The sequence below is a fragment of the Enterobacter cloacae complex sp. 394I7 genome (assembly GCF_057320345.1).
In genome coordinates this window covers 1,618,665-1,639,096 of sequence record NZ_JBXWCR010000001.1, presented here as the reverse complement: position 1 = coordinate 1,639,096, position 20,432 = coordinate 1,618,665, and the positions used below count along the sequence as shown (strand labels likewise).

18 protein-coding genes and 2 pseudogenes are annotated in these 20,432 nt (G+C 50.0%); 19 read left to right on the top strand and 1 reads right to left on the bottom strand.

Going from position 1 to position 20,432, the window contains the following annotated elements:
• Positions 1-24 precede the first annotated feature (24 nt).
• From AC2FAP_RS08010 to AC2FAP_RS07940, 15 genes are all read left to right on the top strand, one after another.
• Positions 25-741 (top strand): ankyrin repeat domain-containing protein, encoded by a 717-nt coding sequence (locus AC2FAP_RS08010; RefSeq protein ID WP_126547636.1) that lies wholly within the window; start codon positions 25-27, stop codon positions 739-741.
• A complete protein-coding gene (locus AC2FAP_RS08005) occupies positions 717-1,202 on the top strand; it encodes a hypothetical protein (protein ID WP_237770622.1) in 486 nt (161 codons plus the stop codon). The genes AC2FAP_RS08010 and AC2FAP_RS08005 overlap by 25 nt, the downstream gene beginning before the upstream one ends.
• 82 nt (positions 1,203-1,284) lie before the next feature.
• Positions 1,285-3,213 (top strand): type VI secretion system Vgr family protein, encoded by a 1,929-nt coding sequence (locus AC2FAP_RS08000; protein WP_485452899.1) that lies wholly within the window; start codon positions 1,285-1,287, stop codon positions 3,211-3,213.
• Between the two features lie 11 nt (positions 3,214-3,224).
• Positions 3,225-4,019 (top strand): DcrB-related protein, encoded by a 795-nt coding sequence (locus AC2FAP_RS07995; RefSeq protein ID WP_449541738.1) that lies wholly within the window; start codon positions 3,225-3,227, stop codon positions 4,017-4,019.
• A 2-nt stretch (positions 4,020-4,021) separates the two neighbouring features.
• Positions 4,022-5,356, top strand: a complete 1,335-nt coding sequence (locus tag AC2FAP_RS07990; protein ID WP_044867268.1) for a PAAR domain-containing protein — start codon at positions 4,022-4,024, stop codon at positions 5,354-5,356.
• Complete coding sequence (gene tri1 / locus AC2FAP_RS07985) at positions 5,353-6,423, top strand: ADP-ribosylarginine hydrolase Tri1 (protein ID WP_250368990.1); 1,071 nt, start codon at positions 5,353-5,355, stop codon at positions 6,421-6,423. The genes AC2FAP_RS07990 and tri1 overlap by 4 nt, the downstream gene beginning before the upstream one ends.
• A 120-nt stretch (positions 6,424-6,543) precedes the next feature.
• Complete coding sequence (locus AC2FAP_RS07980) at positions 6,544-6,993, top strand: hypothetical protein (RefSeq protein ID WP_485452898.1); 450 nt, start codon at positions 6,544-6,546, stop codon at positions 6,991-6,993.
• A gap of 230 nt (positions 6,994-7,223) precedes the next feature.
• Positions 7,224-7,670 carry a hypothetical protein gene (locus tag AC2FAP_RS07975; RefSeq protein WP_449541736.1) on the top strand — a complete coding sequence of 149 codons (447 nt, stop codon included), beginning with the start codon at positions 7,224-7,226 and terminating at the stop codon, positions 7,668-7,670.
• Between the two features lie 505 nt (positions 7,671-8,175).
• A complete protein-coding gene (locus AC2FAP_RS07970) occupies positions 8,176-10,098 on the top strand; it encodes a type VI secretion system Vgr family protein (protein WP_252068447.1) in 1,923 nt (640 codons plus the stop codon).
• Entirely contained in the window at positions 10,058-10,585 is a 528-nt protein-coding gene (locus AC2FAP_RS07965; protein WP_449541735.1) for a hypothetical protein, read from the top strand. The genes AC2FAP_RS07970 and AC2FAP_RS07965 overlap by 41 nt, the downstream gene beginning before the upstream one ends.
• 63 nt (positions 10,586-10,648) lie before the next feature.
• Positions 10,649-11,215 carry a hypothetical protein gene (locus AC2FAP_RS07960; protein ID WP_079230877.1) on the top strand — a complete coding sequence of 189 codons (567 nt, stop codon included), beginning with the start codon at positions 10,649-10,651 and terminating at the stop codon, positions 11,213-11,215.
• A 3-nt stretch (positions 11,216-11,218) separates the two neighbouring features.
• A complete protein-coding gene (locus tag AC2FAP_RS07955; RefSeq protein WP_449541734.1) occupies positions 11,219-12,295 on the top strand; it encodes a hypothetical protein in 1,077 nt (358 codons plus the stop codon).
• A 76-nt stretch (positions 12,296-12,371) separates the two neighbouring features.
• Positions 12,372-12,812 (top strand): DcrB-related protein, encoded by a 441-nt coding sequence (locus tag AC2FAP_RS07950; protein WP_410393860.1) that lies wholly within the window; start codon positions 12,372-12,374, stop codon positions 12,810-12,812.
• Positions 12,813-12,815: 3 nt separating this feature from the next.
• Positions 12,816-17,204, top strand: coding sequence for an RHS repeat-associated core domain-containing protein (locus AC2FAP_RS07945; protein ID WP_449541733.1), 4,389 nt, complete (start codon positions 12,816-12,818; stop codon positions 17,202-17,204).
• A 10-nt stretch (positions 17,205-17,214) separates the two neighbouring features.
• On the top strand, positions 17,215-17,661 hold the full coding sequence (locus AC2FAP_RS07940) for an SMI1/KNR4 family protein (RefSeq protein WP_449541732.1): 447 nt from the start codon (positions 17,215-17,217) through the stop codon (positions 17,659-17,661).
• A gap of 301 nt (positions 17,662-17,962) precedes the next feature.
• Here the strand turns inward: AC2FAP_RS07940 and AC2FAP_RS07935 are convergent.
• A pseudogene (locus AC2FAP_RS07935) lies at positions 17,963-18,063 on the bottom strand (DUF933 domain-containing protein); the annotation flags it as partial.
• Positions 18,064-18,450: 387 nt separating this feature from the next.
• Between AC2FAP_RS07935 and AC2FAP_RS07930 the strand changes: the two are divergent.
• The 4 genes and pseudogenes from AC2FAP_RS07930 to AC2FAP_RS07915 all read left to right on the top strand — a co-directional run.
• Positions 18,451-18,626 (top strand): annotated as a pseudogene (locus AC2FAP_RS07930) (RHS repeat-associated core domain-containing protein); the annotation flags it as partial.
• Entirely contained in the window at positions 18,595-18,927 is a 333-nt protein-coding gene (locus tag AC2FAP_RS07925; protein ID WP_049021902.1) for a hypothetical protein, read from the top strand. The pseudogene AC2FAP_RS07930 and the gene AC2FAP_RS07925, both read left to right, overlap by 32 nt.
• A 103-nt stretch (positions 18,928-19,030) precedes the next feature.
• Entirely contained in the window at positions 19,031-19,690 is a 660-nt protein-coding gene (locus AC2FAP_RS07920) for an Imm43 family immunity protein (protein ID WP_138614190.1), read from the top strand.
• Between the two features lie 143 nt (positions 19,691-19,833).
• Positions 19,834-20,400, top strand: a complete 567-nt coding sequence (locus AC2FAP_RS07915) for a hypothetical protein (RefSeq protein ID WP_449541731.1) — start codon at positions 19,834-19,836, stop codon at positions 20,398-20,400.
• The last annotated feature ends 32 nt before the right edge of the window (positions 20,401-20,432 follow it).

Here is a 20,432-nt window from a genome sequence, read left to right as displayed (position 1 = left end):
TTTTTGGCGCTTTTATGTTTATTTATGATTCAAGGGTGTAAGCAAAATATGGATTTAAATCCTCAAGATTATTTCAGCGGCCAGCAATTGAGTCTGGCTGAAGCTATTCAGCGCGGGGATATAGATGAAGTAAAAAAACTTGCGTCACAGACTGAACTGAACAAGCCCGGTAAGCAAGATATGACACTTCTGTTCTGGGCCCTGGGGAATAGTATAAATGAGAATAAAACGCCTAAACATTTAAAAATTATTACTTTGCTTGTAAAGTCGGGAGCTGATCCCTTACAGCCAAGACCACAGGGGAAAAACAGTCCTGCAGAGTTTGTATTAAATGCAGATAGCGCAGACTGGATCAATGCGCTGCTTGATGGAGGGCTTTCCCCAAATGCTAAAGACAAAACGTTTCATGAACCTATAATTTTTGAAACCATTAAAGCAAAAAATACTGACACGCTCGATGCTATGCTCAAACGAGGGGCCGACATTAATATCACCGATTCGCTAAATAGTTCACTGTTGTTTGAAGCGTTGAATTATCACGCTTATGACCACGTCATTATGCTTTTAAAACGGGGTGCTGATCCTGAAATAAGAGCCAAAAATGGCTGGGCGATGGGTAATCAACTTCAACGTTATCTGAACAGAACAGAAGAAGGCAGTGAAGAATATAAAAAACTAACTGAAATCAAAGAGACGCTTATTCAACATGGTGGTAAATGGCCGCCAGCACCAGTCAAATAAAGGTTAGGGCGAGCATGACCGCGAAAAATAAAATCTTCTATTTCTGGGGTGTTATGGATGTCATCGGGATTGTGTTTTATTCGATTGGTCCATACCATTTACTTGAGTCATGGTGGGTTTCCACCGGAGGAAATCCGGGTGTAATTATTTTTATGCTGATAGCAGGTGGCGTAAACGGAATAGTGACAGGTGCTTTTTATCTTGTTTATCTCCTCATGCCAGTTTCCTTGCTTTTTTCTGCCTGGTTTTTTTTCACAAAACATCGATATGCGGTCGGTTTTGCTCTTATACAAGAAGTGCTGCGCGTTATCATCTTCAGTTGCTCAGTGACACTTTTCCCTATGGCGATCGCTGGTTTAGGATTGAGCGTTATTTCCATTAATATTGCTTTATTTATATTATCGGAAATATTAAAGATTGGCTCTCTCATATATATAATCAAAACAGTTCGCGCTAAATAACCAATCTGACACTGCATAGTATTACCATGACACATTTAGTGCCGTGAGTCTTTGCATCGCATAAGCCATATGGAATAAAGTTATGCTCAACCGAATTACCGTTCAGCTCCCGGTGGAGGGGCTTCTGTTCTGGAAACTGACGGGCCGCGAGGCGATGTCCGAGTCGTTCGCCCTGACGCTGACCCTGCTTGGCACGGATGCGCGCATTGACCGCAGCAAACTGCTGGGTCAGCCGGTCACGGTGACCATCCCGACGCAGAGCCTGCTGGCGCCCCGCTATATCAATGGAAAAATCACCCGCGTGGCGGTGAGTGCCGTCGAGCTGACGGGCACCCGCTATGCGGTGTACCAGCTGACGGTGGAGCCGGACCTGTGGCCGATGAAGCGCGACCGTAACCTGCGTATCTTCCAGGGCCAGACGGTGCCGCAGATTGTGAAAACCCTGCTGGGTGAACATCAGGTTAACGTGGAGGATAAGCTCACCGGGAGCTACCGGGTGTGGGACTACTGCGTGCAGTATCAGGAGTCGAGCCTGGACTTCATCAGCCGTCTGATGGAGCTGGAGGGGATTGCATACCACTTCAGCCACGACGCCGACAAGCACACCCTGGTGCTCACCGACGCCGCCACGCAGCATCAGCCGTTCAGCGGCTATGAGGTCATTCCTTACCACCAGACGCCGTCAGGCGGCAGTACGGATGAAGAAGGCATCAGCCAGTGGGCGCTGGAGGACAGCGTGACGCCGGGGATTTACAGCCTCGATGATTATGACTTCCGCAAGCCGAACGCGTGGCTGTTCCAGGCGCAGCAGAACCCGGCGTCACCGAAGCCGGGCAGCATCGACGTGTACGACTGGCCGGGACGGTTTGTTGAGACCGGGCATGCGGAGTTCTACGCCCGTATCCGTCAGGAGCGCTGGCAGGTGGAGCACCAGCAGATTCAGGCGACGGCCACGGCCGCAGGTATTGCACCGGGACACACCTTCACCCTGACTAACGCCCCGTTCTTCAGTGATAACGGTGACTATCTGGTCACGGCGGCGGGTTACCATTTCGAGGAGAACCGCTACGCGAGCGGCGAGGGGGAAACCCTTCACCGCACTGATTTCGCGGTCATCCCGGCGTCGGTGTCATACCGTCCGGCGCAGAGCACGGCGTGGCCGCGCACCTACGGCCCGCAGACGGCAAAAGTTGTGGGGCCAAATGGGGAGAGTATCTGGACGGACAAATATGGCCGCGTGAAGGTGAAATTCCACTGGGACCGTCTGGCGAAGGGGGATGACACCAGCTCCTGCTGGGTGCGTGTGTCGAGCGCCTGGGCGGGTCAGGGGTACGGCGGGGTGCAAATTCCGCGGGTCGGCGATGAGGTGGTGGTGGACTTTATCAACGGCGATCCGGACCGTCCGATTATTACTGGTCGCGTGTACAACGAGGCGAGCATGCCGCCGTGGGCGCTGCCGGCGGCAGCCACGCAGATGGGTTTTATGAGCCGCACGAAGGATGGCTCCGTGGATAATGCCAATGCCCTGCGCTTTGAGGACAAGGCGGGTGCAGAGCAGGTGTGGATCCAGGCCGAGCGCAATCTGGATATTAACGTCAAAAACGACGAAACACATTCTACTGAAAAAAATCGAACCCAGTTTGTTGGTGAGGATGAAACCTTACGGGTAGCGAAAAACCAGAAATCAGGGATTAAAGGCGATGTGGTATGCCTGACGGGGAACAGTCGAAACGATAAGGTCGTTAATAATTTTATACTTTCCGCAGGAAATACACTGAGACTGGAATGTGGTGAAAGCGCCATCGAGCTATCAAAAGACGGTAGCGTTCATATCATTGGTAATAACTTTAACTTTACTGCAAAACAGAACGCACAAATTAATACGCTTTCCGGCGAATTGCACTTGAACCCTGATGACGGACGAAATGTCATCGATCCGCCTGGTGCATCCCTTCAGGGTGAAATCCAACAGGAAGTGGATAGTTTTTTTGTTATTAATGGCAACAAGTAAGAGTAACCCGAATGGCTGATTATATTCTTCAGGAAGCAACACTCGCCTTACCCGATGTATTTAAAGACAGAACCATGAATTTATTCACCATGAGTGATAACGGAGCTAGCGAGTTTACTTTTGTTGTTTCTCGTGCGACGGCAAAAAACGAAGATAAAGTCCATGATGCGGCTACCCGACTGGCGCGTGAACTGGAAATTACGGTGCCCGACTTTCGTCTTGAATCCTCTCAGATGACTTCTGTTGATGGTCATCCGGCGGTAGAGCTTTTTTATCAGTTTAAAAATGATAACTCGGTCATTTTTCAGAAGCAGACGGTGATTTTACTCGCTGACCATCCTGGCGGGCAAAAGATGGTGTGTTACATCGGTACATGCCCGGGCGAATTTAGCGATTATTATCATAATCAATACCAGGAAATTATCCGTAGTATTAAGTTTCACAAACCTGCTCAAACGGATCCCAAAGAAATGCTCGCTGCCGACAGCCAGGGGCCTTTTTTTGCGCTTGATAGTGAGAGTAAAGTTCTCCGTGTCTTTGAAAACATTCAGGAACTTTATGGACATCTTTCGCTTCAGCGGGCGAAAGAGGGTCGATATTTGCTTTATGAAAAAAAAGGTAAACCACTCAGTATTGCACCCGTTCCGGACAGCCAACCCCTTCGTTATGCGCTCTGGACGACTTCCTCAGACAAATCACATCACTTGCTTTCACAACTTTCCGTATGCCGCCAGGTCTCTGGTTCTGACCAACTTAATACACCCGATCGGATACGTGGGTATCTGATGGCACAGCGAGCCGAATAGTTATGTCAGAATGTCTGGCCGCACGCGTAGATGATGAGATTGCTCATACAGCCTCAAAAGGCTGGATGATCGCAGGATTGGTGGGTGGGGCAATTCTGGGCGCTGCTGCCGTTGTCGTCACCGGAGGGACCGCGCTGGTTGCTGTTTCTGCCGTTGCGGCTGGGGCATGTGCTGCGGGTGGGCTGGGTGAACTCCTCGGCAGTATGTCATGGGCACCGCGTCACACGACAGGTACGCTGAAAGAAGGTTCACCCAATGTCTTTATCAACAGCCGAAAGGCGATCCGCGCACATCTATCAGCCGGAGAGTGTGATGAGCACAGCGGCAGCCTGCAACGGGTCGCGGAAGGTTCGATAAAAGTTTACATCAACAACTTCCCCGCCTCTCGCACAGGCGATAAATTGACATGCAGCGCTGAGATTAGTCAGGGATCGCGTAATGTTATTATCGGCGGAAGCAAGGTCCAGACCGATGAAATAAGTCCTGAAATCCCGGAATGGGTGAACTGGACGATGCTCGCCGTTGGTGCCGGAGCCATGGCGGTGCTCGCCAGTCCTGCTATCGCACTTCTGAGTACCCTCGGGGCGATGGGGGGTGGAACGGTTGGTAGCTACGCAGGTGGGATGCTGTTTGGCGAAGGTAGCGACGGTCAGAAATGGGGGATGCTGATCGGCTCGGTTATCGGCGGCGGGGCTGGCATGAAAGGCGGGGCGCGGTTTGATGCGTGGCGAGCTGGTAAATCAATGCCGCGCGTTAGTGCGGAACCCATTACAGCCCCAGCTTCGCCGAGGATGAGCTTAAGCGAAGCCGTAGGGAAACAACGAGCTGAAAAATGGATTACTCGTGGCAGAGAATTGGCAGATAATCGTGATCCGGCTTTGTCTGCTTTACTCAGTGATGAGCAAGTAGGCGCATTGTATGGTTATACTACCGATCCTGGCTACCAAATGGTAAACCCAGCATTACGAGGTATGAAACCAATGACTAAAGAAATGGAAGCATTTACTCAACATATAAATGATGGCCTGGACCAGCTTCCTGCTTTCAGTGGAGAGACATACCGCGGGATGAACAGCTTACCTTCACACATATTGGATGGATATACTCCGGGCAAAACAGTTATCGATCCAGCCTTTGTTAGTACTGATGTTAATCAAGGCTTCAGCGGTCCTATCCAAATGCGTATTGAAGGTTTTTCCGGCCGGAAAATTGACTTCCTTTCAGAATTCAATGCAACAGAGACTGAAGTGCTATTTAAGCCTAATACATCGTTTGAGGTTATCAGCAGGTCAGATGAACTTGGGATAACAAATATAGAATTAAGGGAAATACCATGATCGACCTTCATACTGAAGACTCTGTAATCAATCATTATGCCGATCGCTATCGTACATACATGCCAATTAATGTCCGTAAGGCAATAAAAAATAACGGTATTGATGGTTTGAGTTCTTCACAAGCCTGGGATGAAACATTACCTTTAATTACGACTGAAGATATTTCACGTGATAAAGCACTTGGGGCGCTGGTCGGTTTGGCTGTTGGGGACGCAGTCGGCACTACTCTTGAGTTTAAGAAAAGAGACAGTGAACATGTAGCGGATATGATTGGTGGCGGACCTTTTCATTTAAAACCCGGTGAATGGACGGATGATACGTCCATGGCATTATGTCTGGCGGAAACTTATCTTTCAGAAAACAGAATGCATACCGATATACTTAGAAAATATCTCGTTAAATGGTATCTTAACGGTGATAATAGCAGTAATGGTCGGTGTTTCGATATTGGCAATACGACGCGATTTGCGCTTGAACAGTATTTGCGTATCGGGCCTTCCTGGTATGGTAATACCGAGAAACACACTGCTGGTAATGCTGGGGTTATTCGTCAAGCTCCGGTGTCTATCTTTCGTCGAAAATCGCTGCGCGCGATTTACTTCGAATCCCAGGCTCAGAGTCGCGCAACTCATGGCGCGGTAGAGTCAATTAATGCATGCCAATTTCTCGGATTGGTATTGCACTATTTAATTAACGGTTATAAAAAAGAAGAAGCTTTTTCCCCTCATGTTTTCCCACTATGCGCGCGTGTAATGATCATAAATGCGGGTGAGTATAAGCAAAAAACTCGCGATCAGATTCGTTCAAGTGGTTATGTCATCGATACGCTTGAGGCCGCGATGTGGTCCGTATGGAATACGGATAATTTCAGAGATGCTATTCTGTTGGCCGCCAATCTTGCCGATGATGCTGACAGCGTTGCGGCGACGGCGGGGCAAATCGCGGGTGCGCTGTATGGTTATTCCGGTATCCCACAGGAGTGGAAAGACAAATTGGTACAACACGAACGTATCGCCAGAATGGCAGGTGAATTATTCGACAGGGCTCCTGAAGATACTTTCTTGTAATTGTTTTCATATTTGGATAGTGAGGGTTTGAGCTGGCCGTAATTCCCGCTCAGGCAGATGGCGGGATTAATGGTTATTGCTGAGTGTGTTGCCCTTTTGACAAAAGATTAAAGAGGATAAATGGGAAATATTGTAATGAATTGGTTTTTCTTTATTTTCTTTATGATTTGGACACTAGCGCTTATCTGGAATGGAAAAGATTTTTTTAACAAGAAAAAGTGGCTCCTGGCGGGGATGATGTTGGTTCTGGTGTTAGTAGCCACAGTTGTCATTGGCTTTACGTTTAAATGGCTTTCTCAGTCGATGTCATTGTTTTCCATCGCAACGGCCAAACAATATTCGATCATTTTTTCTATGTCTTTTCTGTGCGTATGGGGTTTAAAGGTCACAGTTGTGCTGCTCTGTACTGTTTTCTCGGGGATTCTGAGGGGGCACAAAAGCTACAATGTGGAAAATTATGGAAAAATATCGTCTATATCACGCATCGTCGCACCTGTCTTACTTATCGTTGCTAAAAGCTTAATTTCCCTCGGAAGCGTCCTTATGTTTTCGGGTCTTTGGCTAAAGTAAGCACAATGATTAAGGTTGCATAACGGATACCCTAGTTTCTACTGTTACCGCAACCACGTCTCCGCTTTGCGTCATGCCCTTGACCCGACCCGATACGGATGCGTGCATCGACCACAGCAGGCAGCTCGGTTAACTGGTTACGGCGATCATCCTCACGCAACCCGCCGTGGCGCCAATTGTTAGTGTGTGACTGTCATAGTCGGGCGAGCGAATAAGGAGCATCGGATTCAATGAAGTTTCTCGGGTTTATTATTTTTTCATTGGTCGCTCTTGTCTATATCTGGAATGGCAAAGATAATTTTAACAAAAAAGAATGGGTGGTTTTTTTCGTAAAATTATCTTTTATATTAGTCGGCACTTTTATTCTGGTTTTCATGTTGATCGGATTGCGGGAAATTTTCCCCTCGATGACAAAAGAAGATGGTGAGTTGGTACTAATCGTTATTCCGCCTTCGTTTGTCACACTGTTATTGGCTAAGTTTTTCGTCATTATGCTTTGCACAATATTTGAAACTATAATGCGTTTTCATCAGCGATATAACACGGTGAAAAATTATTCGATTTTGTCATCGCTGGCAAAGAGATATAGCCCTGGATTGCTTTTGCTGGCGAAATGTCTGGCATCATTTGGATGCATTCTTATATTCTATGGTATCTGGCTAGCCTCCGCGGCCTAAGTGAAGAGACATTATAAACACTTAGAACAACTATCCGTTTCCCATAGCCTCCGCTACCAGTAACGAAGACCTTGAGGCGAACGACTGGAAATGGCTGTACACCTTAACTGACCAGGAAATACTTCATTACCAGGTGATATTGCCCATGCGTGTTAAACCAGCAGATTTGACTCCACCACGCATTACTGAAGTCGGCTTGACGAATGAGAGGGGGTATCCATCTCCGGGAGTAACACTGTGGACGTGCTGGGGAAATTTCATCGCTGCGGAAGAGATGTGTGCTTTATACCAATGCTTTGTTTTTAGCATGGGGAAAGTATGGTGCCATGCGTAGGGTGTATTTTTAATTAGTTAATTAATTGTTCTATATTAAATGATAGGTTCCTCGACGATTCCCCCAGGTGATTTTTCATCTGCCTGGTTACATGTAGTAGTAAATGACTTTTTTCATTTATCCGTTTTTTTATTATCTTCTCCAGCATAAAACCATTACGGAATAAAGATTATGCTCAACCGAATTACCGTTCAGCTCCCGGTGGAGGGGCTTCTGTTCTGGAAACTGACGGGCCGCGAGGCGATGTCCGAGTCGTTCGCCCTGACGCTGACCCTGCTTGGCACGGATGCGCGCATTGACCGCAGCAAACTGCTGGGTCAGCCGGTCACGGTGACCATCCCGACGCAGAGCCTGCTGACGCCCCGCTATATCAATGGAAAAATCACCCGCGTGGCGGTGAGTGCCGTCGAGCTGACGGGCACCCGCTATGCGGTGTATCAGCTGACGGTGGAGCCGGACCTGTGGCCGATGAAGCGCGACCGTAACCTGCGTATCTTCCAGGGTCAGACGGTGCCGCAGATTGTGAAAACCCTGCTGGCTGAACATCAGGTTAACGTGGAAGATAAGCTCACCGGCAGCTACCGGGTGTGGGACTACTGCGTGCAGTATCAGGAGTCGAGCCTGGACTTTATAAGCCGTCTGATGGAGCTGGAGGGGATTGCGTATCACTTCAGCCACGAGGCGGACAAGCACACCCTGGTGCTCACCGACGCCGCCACGCAGCACCAGCCGTTCAGCGGCTATGAGGTCATTCCTTACCACCAGACGCCGTCAGGCGGCAGTACGGACGAAGAGGGCATCAGCCAGTGGGCGCTGGAGGACAGCGTGACGCCGGGGATTTACAGCCTCGACGATTATGACTTCCGCAAGCCGAACGCGTGGCTGTTCCAGGCCCAGCAGAACCCGGCGTCACCGAAGCCGGGCAGCATCGACGTGTACGACTGGCCGGGACGGTTTGTTGAGACCGGGCATGCGGAGTTCTACGCCCGTATCCGTCAGGAGCGCTGGCAGGTGGAGCACCAGCAGATTCAGGCGACGGCCACGGCCGCAGGTATTGCACCGGGACACACCTTCACCCTGACCAGCGCCCCGTTCTTCAGTGATAACGGTGACTATCTGGTCACGGCGGCGGGTTACCATTTCGAGGAGAACCGCTACGCGAGCGGCGAGGGGGAAACCATCCACCGCACTGATTTCAGCGTCATCCCGGCGTCGGTGTCATACCGTCCGGCGCAGAGCACGGCGTGGCCGCGCACCTACGGCCCGCAGACGGCAAAGGTTGTGGGACCAAATGGGGAGAGTATCTGGACGGACAAATATGGCCGCGTGAAGGTGAAATTCCACTGGGACCGTCTGGCGAAGGGGGATGACACCAGCTCCTGTTGGGTGCGCGTGTCGAGCGCCTGGGCGGGTCAGGGGTACGGCGGGGTGCAAATTCCGCGGGTCGGCGATGAGGTGGTGGTGGACTTTATCAACGGCGATCCGGACCGTCCGATTATTACTGGTCGCGTGTACAACGAGGCGAGCATGCCGCCTTGGGCGCTGCCGGCGGCGGCCACGCAGATGGGTTTTATGAGCCGCACGAAGGATGGCTCCGTGGATAATGCCAATGCCCTGCGCTTTGAGGACAAGGCGGGCGCAGAGCAGGTGTGGATCCAGGCTGAGCGCAACATGGACACCAGCATTAAGAACGATGAAACGCACAGCGTCGGTGGCGAGCGCAGCCATTATGTGAAGAAAAATGAGCTGCATCGGGTGGAAGCGAATCAGATCCAGGCGGTGAAAGGCGGAACAGAGATCCTGACGGGCAAAGGCAAGCTGGATGCGGCGGTGGAGCAATATGTTATTGCTTCCGGTACGAAGCTACGGCTGGTCTCGGGTGAAAGCGCAATTGAGCTGAACGCTAACGGCAAGATTAACCTCATCGGCAAAGAGTTTAATTTCTTCGTTGAAGGGGATGGTCATATCACCACCGGCGGTAAGCTGCACCTGAATACGTCTGGCACACAACCGGGCACCACGGCGCCGGGTTCCGGGCATAAAGGGGATATTGATGCGGCAGTTCAGGAGAAATTTACGACTAAAGGTGAGTAAGGTCGTAGCAGTACTTATTGCATTATTAACGACGAGAATGGCTGAGGGAAATTCAGAGAAAAAGGATCTCTGGGCGTTCATTTCACAAATGAGCGCCTCACTCAAAACGTTATCCGTTACGAGTCTAAATGACATGCCGTTGCATTTTAACTACATGAAAAATAATGCATATATGAACTTCTACCATGCTGATGATTTCAAGCTTTTGGAGGGTACGAGCATTACTACCATTGATTTACGAGTAAGCAAAGAAAATAATGGCATGGCTCCCTTACTGAATTTTTCACCATCAGGCCAGTGCATCACACTTCAAACCGTTAAAAAGCATTACCCACAACTGACGTTAACTGATTATCCCCGAGGCCGCTCGGAGAATGAAGTGACCAGTTATACAGCACCAAAAGATATGAATGGACAAAAAGTGAGTTTCAGTTTCACCGTAAAAAAACCTGACTGTCTGAGCTCTATTGTTATTAGCGCTGACTAAGAAAACAGCTTCCATGACTCGCGGTTTCCCACATCGGTGAGAAGCGTAATTTAGATTGAGAAAATGACGATTAACGTGAAAAAACAGACTCCGACATATCTTTGTTTTGTTCTGATGCTTACCTGTCTGTGCAGCAGTGCGGTATTGGCTCAAGTTATACCGCCCGTTCTGACAAATCACGATTTTTCTGTGCAGATAAAAAGCCAGCCTGTCGAATTGGGTGACAGATGGACTCCTGACGTTGCGCGCAGAATTGACGTGCCAGTGGAAGGCAGTTTTACCGGTGAGGTTCCTTTTGACGGAGCTAACTATAAATTCTTCCAGCATCATAAGTCTGGGTTAGACATTTTCAGTTCCAATCTCTGGTGGGATAAAGCGGAACGAAGCGTTGATGATTATATCGTGTCGCAGATCACGCTGACTGCTACAGATGTCGCAACGCCGCGTGGTGTCCATGTTGGTTCAACGAGAACGGACTTGAACACAGCATACGGTGACGGTCAGGTCGCAAAGGATGCTGGAGAACAATGGATTACCTATGAGCTGGGTAAAAAGGTCCTCTCTTTTGAGATCAAAGACAGTAAAATTGTGAAGATAACAATGAATTACGACAATGGAAATCCAGAGTAATTTATGAAAAGGAAATATCTGGCAGCCGTATTGCTCACCGCTTTCTTGGCAGATGCAACTGAAACTGCAACTGCGCTAGAGTTATCACAATACAATAAGCTCAATACGGTCAGTCGCATCGTTAACGATAGCGAAGTGACAGACCTCCTCAGAAAGGCCCTGGGAAGCGATTACCAGACGTTTATCAATAATTTTGATGTATTTGGTGAACCGCATTCTACGGCTGACGGAGGATTGTTGATTGAAGGCTGGCTAAAAGATCTTTATCTGGAAAACGCCTCTGCTTTGGTTATCGAACCAGATGGCAAAATCTACGCTGCCTGGGTCGTACCCGAGTCTGACGTTATTCATTATCAGTCTTCTGAACATCGCCAGGATATTAACGGCGATATTAAAAAATGGGCTGCAAGATTTGGCACACTGCATTTTGAAACGATAAGCCAATCTGGTCCCGCATTTGGCGGAGTATGGTCAGGCGGGTACGCGAACGACTCGACGTTAACTCTGCGGTTAGCTGAATCAGGTGGCCGTATCTCCGGATCTTATTGCTATATTTCTCAAAGAGGAAACCGCATTGATTGCCCGGAAGATGATGAGCGTAATCTTAGCGGTACGATCGCGGGCAATCGTGCCAATGTTGAGTTCAACTCTTCGTTTGGCGGTATAGGCGGACGGGCTGTTCTGGAAATTAAGGGGAGTGAAATGGAATGGCGTTTAGTTACTCCTCCTCAAAAAGGAAATTATTATGCTCCGCAGCGTTATACGTTACATAAAGCTGCTTCGGCTCAGACAGTTGAAACCCGAAAACTCAATACTGAAAAGTTCGCTATTTCTCTGGTCAATAAATGCGGGCGTTTTACTAGTGAATGTGACCAGATGTATTATCTCGGCGTGCGCAAAAGTGATAATAGTACGATCTCCCTTAAGGGGAAAACGTTGCACGATCCTGCAGGTAAAATAATTGGTTCTACCTATAAGAATGGCGAGATCGCTTACACCGTGACTTACTCACCCGTGAAATTGGTCGTGAGCAAAGGCAGCCATGTGTTAGTTGAACAGTCGGGTCAGTGGCTTAAATAATGCATTCGCCAGCCAAAAGGCCAGTGTGGATTGGCCTCTTTTGTTTCTCACACTATTAATCATCCCGAGTTCCCATATGAAATATACCCTCCAGGAAGGTTACTTCTCCCTTTTTCCTGCCGCGTGGCAGGATAACAGTATGAACATTATTCGCGACGACGAAAGCGGGTTGTCCGTGGTGGTCAGTCGCGGCGTTATTCCGGATGGCAGCGACTATGAGAAAGAGTTTCACCGCCAGTGGGAACTACTACGTCCGCAGATGGGCGAGATTGCCCAAAGCGCATTCCAGAGCGTAAAGGTCGGGCCTGACGGAAAAATTATCGCGCTGGAAGTCGAGACGACTTTTGACAGTAACGGACAGCGCATTTGGCAAAAACAGCTGGCCGTACAAACGCCGGGCAAGCCGGTGTTGATGATTTTTACCCTCTCGGCGCTCAGAGCATTCACCGCAGAGGATGAGGTGCGCTGGAGCGCGCTTAAGCAGAGTCTGACGCTAAACGACAACCGGAATGTGTAAGGCATGAGCGATAACAACGCGGCCCGTCAGGGCGACGAGATCATTCACTCCAGCATTTTTGCGGATATCACCAGTATTGTGGCGGAAGGTGCGGCCTATGCCGTTATCGGCGCTGCCGTAGGCGCGGCGGCAACCGTTGCTGCTCCGCTGCTGGGGGCGGGTGCCGCCGCCGCGGGCGTGGCGGCGATTGGATCCAGTTGTCTGTTAAGTGGGATCATTGGCGGCGTACTGGCAAACGTGGCAGGTATAACTGACGATATCAGCAACGCCGCCGAAGGCTTAGGCAACGCGCTGTTCCCGCCGTCACCAGCGGGCAAAATTACCACCGGGTCTGATAACGTTCTGACGAACGCGATTCCCGCTGCACGAGCGGCCGGGACGCTGACGCCCGCCGACACACCGTCACCTGAACCACAGTCTCCGGGCAGCTTTGCCGATTACGCCGGCATGCTGCTTTCCGCCGCTGGACAGTTTGGCAGCGAGATGTGGCAGCCGAGCGTGGCTTCTGCCGCCGCGGGAACCTCGCCGCTGGAAGAAGACAAGGTGGCGTGCGAAAAGCACTCCGGGCCGCAGTATCTGGCGGAAGGCTCTAAAAGCGTCTTCATTAACGGGCAGCCCGCGGTACGTGCAAAAGATCGCACCACCTGCGAAGGCACCGTTTCCGACGATGTCTCCCCGAACGTGATCATCGGCGGGGACACGCTCACGGTCCGCGATATCAAAAGCGGTAAAACGCCGGGTCTGGCGCTGGGGATGATCGCGCTCTCCCTGCTGCGCGGACGTCCGGGTAAAATCCTGAAAAATATGCCCTGTGCACTGGCGGCAGCCGGCGGTGGCATGCTGGCCGATATGGCCGTTAATGCTGTGTTTGGCTCCTCGCACCCGGTACATGCTGCAACCGGCGTGAAGGTGCTGAATGATGACGATGAACTCGATTTCTCGCTGCCGGGGCGCTTCCCGCTGCGCTGGCAGCGCAGCTACAACAGCCTGACCACCCGTGAAGGGCTGTTTGGTCTGGGTTGGGCGACAACCTTTGACAGCTATCTGACGCTCGAAGAGAACAACGCCACCTGGTTCGACGAAACCGGCCGTGAGCTAAGCTTTGAGCTGCCGCCCGTCGATCGCGCGTTTTACAGCATCAGTGAAGGCATCATCATCCGCCGCAATGAGAGCGGCGACGTGGCGATTGCCGACGACGACGGCGCGGTGTGGCGTCTGTATAAACCGACCCGGGCGAATCCCACCCTCCTGCGTATGGCCTCCCTCAGCGACGAATACGGTAACGCGCTGCTGACGGAGTGGGATGAACACGACAGGCTGGTCAATCTTCACGATGAGCCACGGGCGATTGATGTCACCCTGCGCTATGAAGATGAGCGTTTCCCGCAGCGTGCCACCTCTGCCAGCCATTTTGACGGCAACCGTACCTGGCCGCTGATGCAGTGGGGTTACGATGCATGCGGCCAGCTGGCGAGCGTGACGGATGCCTCTGGCGTAGTGACGCGTGAATACCGCTATAACGACCACGGCCTGATGGTCTGGCACCGCCTGCCGGGCGGGCTGGAGAGCGAATACCGCTGGCAAAAATTCGACCACTGGCGCGTCGTGGAAAACCGCACCAGCACCGGCGACGGCTGCCGCTTCACCTACGATTTAGCCGCCGGGTTGACGACCGTCGAGCACTACGATGGTCAGACGCGCCGCCACTACTGGAATGCCCAGAATCTGATTGTCCGTTACGTGGACGAGCGCGGTGAAAACTGGCGCTATGAGTGGGATGACAACGAACTTCTGACCCGTCGCATCGATCCGCTCGGTAACGCCGTCACCTTCGTCTACGACGAAATGGGCAACCGGGTGCAGGAAATCGACGCCGACGGCAATACCCGCACCACCACCTGGCTGGAGCACCGCGCGCTGCCGTCAGCCATCATTGAAGCCGACGGCAGTGCGACCCGTTTCTGGTACGACGAACATCACGGGCTGAAGCGTGTGGTGGACCCGATGGGGCAGACAACACTGCTGTGCCGGGACGAGTTTGGTCAGGTCGTTGAAGAAGTTGATGCCGCGGGAAACAGTCGCTACCAGGAGTACAACGAGGCCGGGCAGGTCATTCGTGCCACAGACTGTTCAGGACGAATAACCCGCTATACCTATCATCCGCTGGGCTGGTTAACGACTGAGATCGGCGCTGACGGCGAAGAGACGCGCTATCGCTACGATGCCGCAGGGCGTCCGGTGCAACTCGATCGACCGGAAGGCTGGACAGAGTCGCTCGCATGGAACGAACGCGGCCTGCCGGTGACGCATGCGGGCGCTGATGGCAAAGAAAGTGAGTTTAAATACGACGAGGCAGGACGATTAACCGCTACGCGTAATACTCAGGGTGAAGAGGTCCGTCGCCGCTGGGACAGCCGAGGGCGACTGATTGCCCTGGAAAATGAAAATGGCGAAGCCTATCAGTTCCGCTGGGGGCCCGACTCGCTGCTGCTGGAAGAGGTGGGGCTCGATGGCGTGGCCTCACAGTATCGCTATGACGCCTGCGGGCGTACGATAGCGCGCACGTTTGCCGCCGGTCATCCGGAAGCCATCACCCATGCCTTCGCCTGGAGCGCGAGTGGCCAGCTGGTTGCCCGCACCACGCCGGAAGGGCAGACCCGTTATCACTACACACCGTCAGGTTTGCTGAGTCGTATTGGACTTCATCCGGCACTTTCCGTTGACGCCTGGAGTGCAGAGGCAGAACAGGAACTTGCCTTTGAGTATGACGCCCTGGGGCGTGTCACGCGTGAAGTGGGCGAGCACGGTGAGCTGGCATGGGAGTATGATGCTCTTGGCAACCGCACCTCCGTCACGCTGCCCGATGGCCGCGAGCTGAAACAGTTCTACTACGGCAGCGGGCATCTGCTCAGCATTGCCCTCGATAAGCTGTCGGTCTCCGATTTTACCCGCGACGAACTCCACCGGGAGACCAGCCGCACCCAGGGGCTGCTGACCACCCGTAGCGAATACGATCGTCTTGGGCGACTGCATCGCCGGGACGTCTTTACCGGCAATGCCCAGCGCCCGTCGCCGCGCCGCTGGTCCCGCCGCTGGGATTACGACTACCGCAATAACCTGGTGCGGGAAGAGCGGGACGATAACCCGTTCAGCTGGTACCGCTGGCAGTACGACAGCGCCGGGCGTCTGCTCGTTCAGGACGGCACGCTGCCTGGCCAGGAGCAGTGGCGCTGGGACGCTGCCGGTAACCCGCTCGAAGGATCTGCTGAGAAGGTCACGCACAACCGCCTGACGCAGCTGAACGGCATTCGCTGGCGCTATGACATCCACGGCCGCACCGTGGAGAAAGATAACGGCCAGACCCGCTGGCACTACCGCTACGACGGTGAGCACCGTCTGACGGAAGTCATCAGCCAGCCGCGGGACCGCAACAAACCTCAGACGCAGATCAGCTTCCGCTACGATCCGCTTGGGCGACGCATCAGCAAAACGCGACGCCAGATGCTGGGAGGACAGCCAACCGGCAAGCCGATCACCACCCGGTTTGTCTGGGAAGGGTTCCGCCTGCTGCAGGAAGTGCACGGGGACGTGCCACTGACCTACGTCTATAGCGATCAGGACAGCTACGACCCGCTGGCGCGTATTGACGGCGTAGATGCCCCGGAGATCTTCTGGTTCCACTGTCAGCCCAACGGCACGCCGGAGCGGATGACGGATATCGAAGGGCAGGTGCGCTGGGAAGGGGTGAACAGCGCCTGGGGCAAGCTGCTGCGGGAAAGCGAGACGCAGGTATCAGGATATTCTCAGAACCTGCGCATGCAGGGGCAATACCTGGACCGTGAGACAGGGCTGCACTACAATCTGTTCCGGTATTACGACCCGGACTGCGGGCGGTTTACGCAGCAGGACCCGATAGGGCTGGCGGGGGGGATAAACCTTTACCAGTATGCGCCGAATGCGCTGGGGTGGGTGGATCCGTGGGGGTTGAGTAGGTGTTCATCCTCAGGTAAATATAAGCCTGGAACAATTCTGGGACGTACAGTCTATAAAAATACTGTTGATATACATCCAGGTGTCCCTAAGTCGGTTCATCCGTCAGTTCATCCTTCAATCAAAGCGAAAGTTAAGGATGGTTGGACAAATGTTGATTTGATGAAGAATGGCTATGCTCCGATTGGCACGGATGGAAAACAAGTTAACCTCCATCATGTTCTTGGACAAGAGCCTGGACCGATGGTGGAAATTCTTTCATCAACGCATAAGCTGTATCATAAGCAATTGCATGGATTAATTGAGAATGGTGGGAGTTTTAGAAATACTCCTGAACTTGATAGGCAGTACAACAGATTTAGAAGCGCGTATTGGAAGTTGAGATCATTGGATTTTTTATAGGGTGTAAAAGATGACTATCAAAACTGCAATTGAGCATTTAGATAAGAATGCTACAGACGAGGTGTTTTGGTTAGGCCCGGTTGATCTAGAGCAGATTGACATACTTGAAAATAATCTGGGTATTAAACTCCCACTTGATTTTAAAGAGTTCTTACATTTGGTTGGCGGCGGCGGTGTAATTGGAGAGGAGATCTCAGGAGTAGTTGATAACAATGCCCTCGAAGAATCCGGAGGTGCTGTTTTTTATGATACAAATTATTGCCGGACTGAGTTCTCCCTTCCTGAAAACTATGCAGTTATCTATTTCAAAGATGACGAAGTTTGTTGGTGTATAGACTGTGGCGGCAAAAATTTTGGTCGAGTTATTAATTATGATTTGTTTTCCAGAAAAGAAACAAACACTTTAAACGCTTCGTTTTCTGAGTTTTTTGATAATTATGTGAAATTACGGACATGATTTTTTTAAGTAAATTTTGATTTTTTCAATCAAGAGCCAACATTATAAGGTCTGTGATGGAACTTGGGCCTTATAATGTAAATGGGGCCCAAGAAACGGTGGCGTCATTCTTGCTAAATCTGTGAGCCTTGCCTCTTTTGAAGAGCGCTTGCGCAAGGATCCTTTTCAGGCGTTAAAGCTTGCAACTGCTGAAATCATTCCTTTTGAACCCAGCATGAAAACAGAACTTTTAGACAATGTGTTTTGACCCTGCAATAAAAAAATCCACGCCCAAGCGTGGATTTTTCTCATTCAAAACCAATCAAATGTTAAACAGGAAGTTCATCACATCGCCATCTTTAACAATGTAATCTTTCCCTTCTGCACGCATCTTGCCTGCTACTTCGCGCCTTGTTCACCCTGCTCTCAATAAGCTGTCGGTCTCAGATTTTAGCCGCGACGAACTTCACCGTGAGACCAGCCGCACCCAGGGGCTGCTGACCACCCGCAGCGAATATGACCGCCTTGACCGACTGCATTGCCGGAACGTCTTTACCGGCAATGCCAACGTCCGGCACCGCGATGCGGGTCCCGCCGCTGGGATTACGACTACCGCAATAACCTGGTGCGGGAAGAGCGTGACGACAACCCGTTCAGCTGGTACCGCTGGCAGTATGACAGCGCCGGGCGTTTGCTTGTTCAGGACGACACGCTGCCCGGCCAGGAGCAGATGCGCAGGGAAGGGGCGAATAGTGCCTGGGAAAAACTGCTGCAGGAAAGCGAGACGCAGTTATCAGGATATTCTCAGAACCTGCGTATGCGGGGCAATACCCGGATCGTGAGACAGGTCTGCACTACATTCTATTCCGGTATTACGACCCGGACTGTGGGCGGTTTACGCATCAGGACCCGATAGGGCTGGCGGGGGGATAAACCTTTACCAGTATGCGCCGAATGCGCTGGGATGGGTGGATCCGTGGGGGGTTATTTAATAGCGGTATATTAGTTAAAGATAAGTCTGGCAAAGTTGGAGATCGACTCTCTGCTTACCATGTTATACCCGCTGAGGTGTGGAAAGAGAACCGATCATTCTTCAATAATATTGGCATCGGTAAAGACATGGACTCTGCATTTAATGGTATTTATTTGCCAGGCAGCGCAACAGCAATGAAACAAGATGCAGGAAAGGAATGGATGTTTTCCATAGCAGTAATCATCATAACTATAGTGGTATTGTCCGCCAGCGAATTGCTCGTGTTGAGCAACGATATAATTCTGGGATATTAGATGCTAAAGGGACGAGGATAGCTATAAGGCGGACCCAGATTGATATGAAGAATTAAATTTGGATGGGTCATATTCCCACAACAAAATGCAGGGGAATGAATTAATGTCCTATTATGTGATCATGAATGACTTTGAATCATCACTCATGCCAAGAAATTTACAGGGCACGGTTGATGAAAGATTACAGATCGATGAAAACTGCGAAATAGAAGGCTCTGCATTTTCCTTCCCTTATCGAATAACAGACGATGCATGTCCAGAACGTATTTATTTGTTGTGCAATAAAAATGTTGGGGCTTTGAAATTTGACTATTATAAAAAAGACTTTGGGCACTTGATGGATAAGTCTTTATTTTCAATTTTAGAAAATTATAAGCACAATGTTATTTTTGACCGAGATATAACACCAGTTTCGATTGGGAATGGACAAGTTCTTCGAGATGATTTTAAATATGTATATTTTCCCGGCGTGGATGTTATAGATGAAGAAAAATCTATTCTTGAAGATGATAAATTCGGAGATATCATACCTTTTAAAATTGAATTAAAGAATGATGCGATTGAATATGATATTTTTTCGTTTAGCGGCACATTATTAGGAGGGTTTATCATTATTAAAAAAGAGGTTAAGGAAGTTATTGAAAGTAAAGGCTTCCGGGGTTTGAAGCTTGTTCAACTGGAAAATGCTTTAGACGTTTTCTGTGAAGATTATTTCTACGAAATAGACTCAAATCGTAAGAGAAAGGGCAATAAACTACCTTAATATTGAATGGTGTCGTGCCATCACTGATTCTTTATTTTTCTTTTTTAATGGCGCGAAAAACTTCTTTGGATGATGAGTCCATTTTTCAACTATAGATCATAGTAGTTTTACGAGTAATAAATAATGTTAACTCTTAAAGAGGAATGATGTATATAAAAAATACTATTCAAGACTTTGTTATCAAATTCAAAACGAATGATTTAAATATGGGAGAGATAGACTTTACAGCAGAAGAAAATGAAAGTTCTCTCCCTGTGAATTTAAATGGCGAAATTCGATTTTTTTATAGCCATTTGATTTTAAATGACCATCCAACATTTTATGGTACTTTCTTTATACAAATTGTTGAGTCTCAAGATCTCAATGAAATATTATCAGGTTGGCGAGTTCAAAATGATACGGCCTGGCACGATGAGTATATAATCTTTGCTGAAAGAAATGGAGACGTTCTTTTTTGTGACACCCGAAATATAACATCTCCTGTTTATGGTAGTATTGAAAAACGAAACTTTATCATTTCCGGTTCCTTAGCTGACTTTTTGGATGTTTTTTGTTCTGCCATTGAGATAGAGCAAAGTAAATATGATGGTGATGGTACAGATGATGATTTTAATTTCAGAGAGGATTTTCTGGAAGATATCGATTTTATGCTTAAAGGCAAACTAAAGGATGTTGAGGCAAAAGGGTTTAATCAATTCTTTTTTGGTTAACTTTTTATTTTTTAATATTAAAAATAACATTT

Coding starts and splice junctions, on each gene's coding strand:
- AC2FAP_RS08010 (WP_126547636.1), top strand. CDS start 25: ATGATTCAAGGGTGTAAGCAAAATATGGATTTAAATCCTCAAGATTAT.
- AC2FAP_RS08005 (WP_237770622.1), top strand. CDS start 717: ATGGCCGCCAGCACCAGTCAAATAAAGGTTAGGGCGAGCATGACCGCG.
- AC2FAP_RS08000 (WP_485452899.1), top strand. CDS start 1,285: ATGCTCAACCGAATTACCGTTCAGCTCCCGGTGGAGGGGCTTCTGTTC.
- AC2FAP_RS07995 (WP_449541738.1), top strand. CDS start 3,225: ATGGCTGATTATATTCTTCAGGAAGCAACACTCGCCTTACCCGATGTA.
- AC2FAP_RS07990 (WP_044867268.1), top strand. CDS start 4,022: ATGTCAGAATGTCTGGCCGCACGCGTAGATGATGAGATTGCTCATACA.
- tri1 (WP_250368990.1), top strand. CDS start 5,353: ATGATCGACCTTCATACTGAAGACTCTGTAATCAATCATTATGCCGAT.
- AC2FAP_RS07980 (WP_485452898.1), top strand. CDS start 6,544: ATGGGAAATATTGTAATGAATTGGTTTTTCTTTATTTTCTTTATGATT.
- AC2FAP_RS07975 (WP_449541736.1), top strand. CDS start 7,224: ATGAAGTTTCTCGGGTTTATTATTTTTTCATTGGTCGCTCTTGTCTAT.
- AC2FAP_RS07970 (WP_252068447.1), top strand. CDS start 8,176: ATGCTCAACCGAATTACCGTTCAGCTCCCGGTGGAGGGGCTTCTGTTC.
- AC2FAP_RS07965 (WP_449541735.1), top strand. CDS start 10,058: ATGCGGCAGTTCAGGAGAAATTTACGACTAAAGGTGAGTAAGGTCGTA.
- AC2FAP_RS07960 (WP_079230877.1), top strand. CDS start 10,649: ATGACGATTAACGTGAAAAAACAGACTCCGACATATCTTTGTTTTGTT.
- AC2FAP_RS07955 (WP_449541734.1), top strand. CDS start 11,219: ATGAAAAGGAAATATCTGGCAGCCGTATTGCTCACCGCTTTCTTGGCA.
- AC2FAP_RS07950 (WP_410393860.1), top strand. CDS start 12,372: ATGAAATATACCCTCCAGGAAGGTTACTTCTCCCTTTTTCCTGCCGCG.
- AC2FAP_RS07945 (WP_449541733.1), top strand. CDS start 12,816: ATGAGCGATAACAACGCGGCCCGTCAGGGCGACGAGATCATTCACTCC.
- AC2FAP_RS07940 (WP_449541732.1), top strand. CDS start 17,215: ATGACTATCAAAACTGCAATTGAGCATTTAGATAAGAATGCTACAGAC.
- AC2FAP_RS07925 (WP_049021902.1), top strand. CDS start 18,595: ATGCGCTGGGATGGGTGGATCCGTGGGGGGTTATTTAATAGCGGTATA.
- AC2FAP_RS07920 (WP_138614190.1), top strand. CDS start 19,031: ATGTCCTATTATGTGATCATGAATGACTTTGAATCATCACTCATGCCA.
- AC2FAP_RS07915 (WP_449541731.1), top strand. CDS start 19,834: ATGATGTATATAAAAAATACTATTCAAGACTTTGTTATCAAATTCAAA.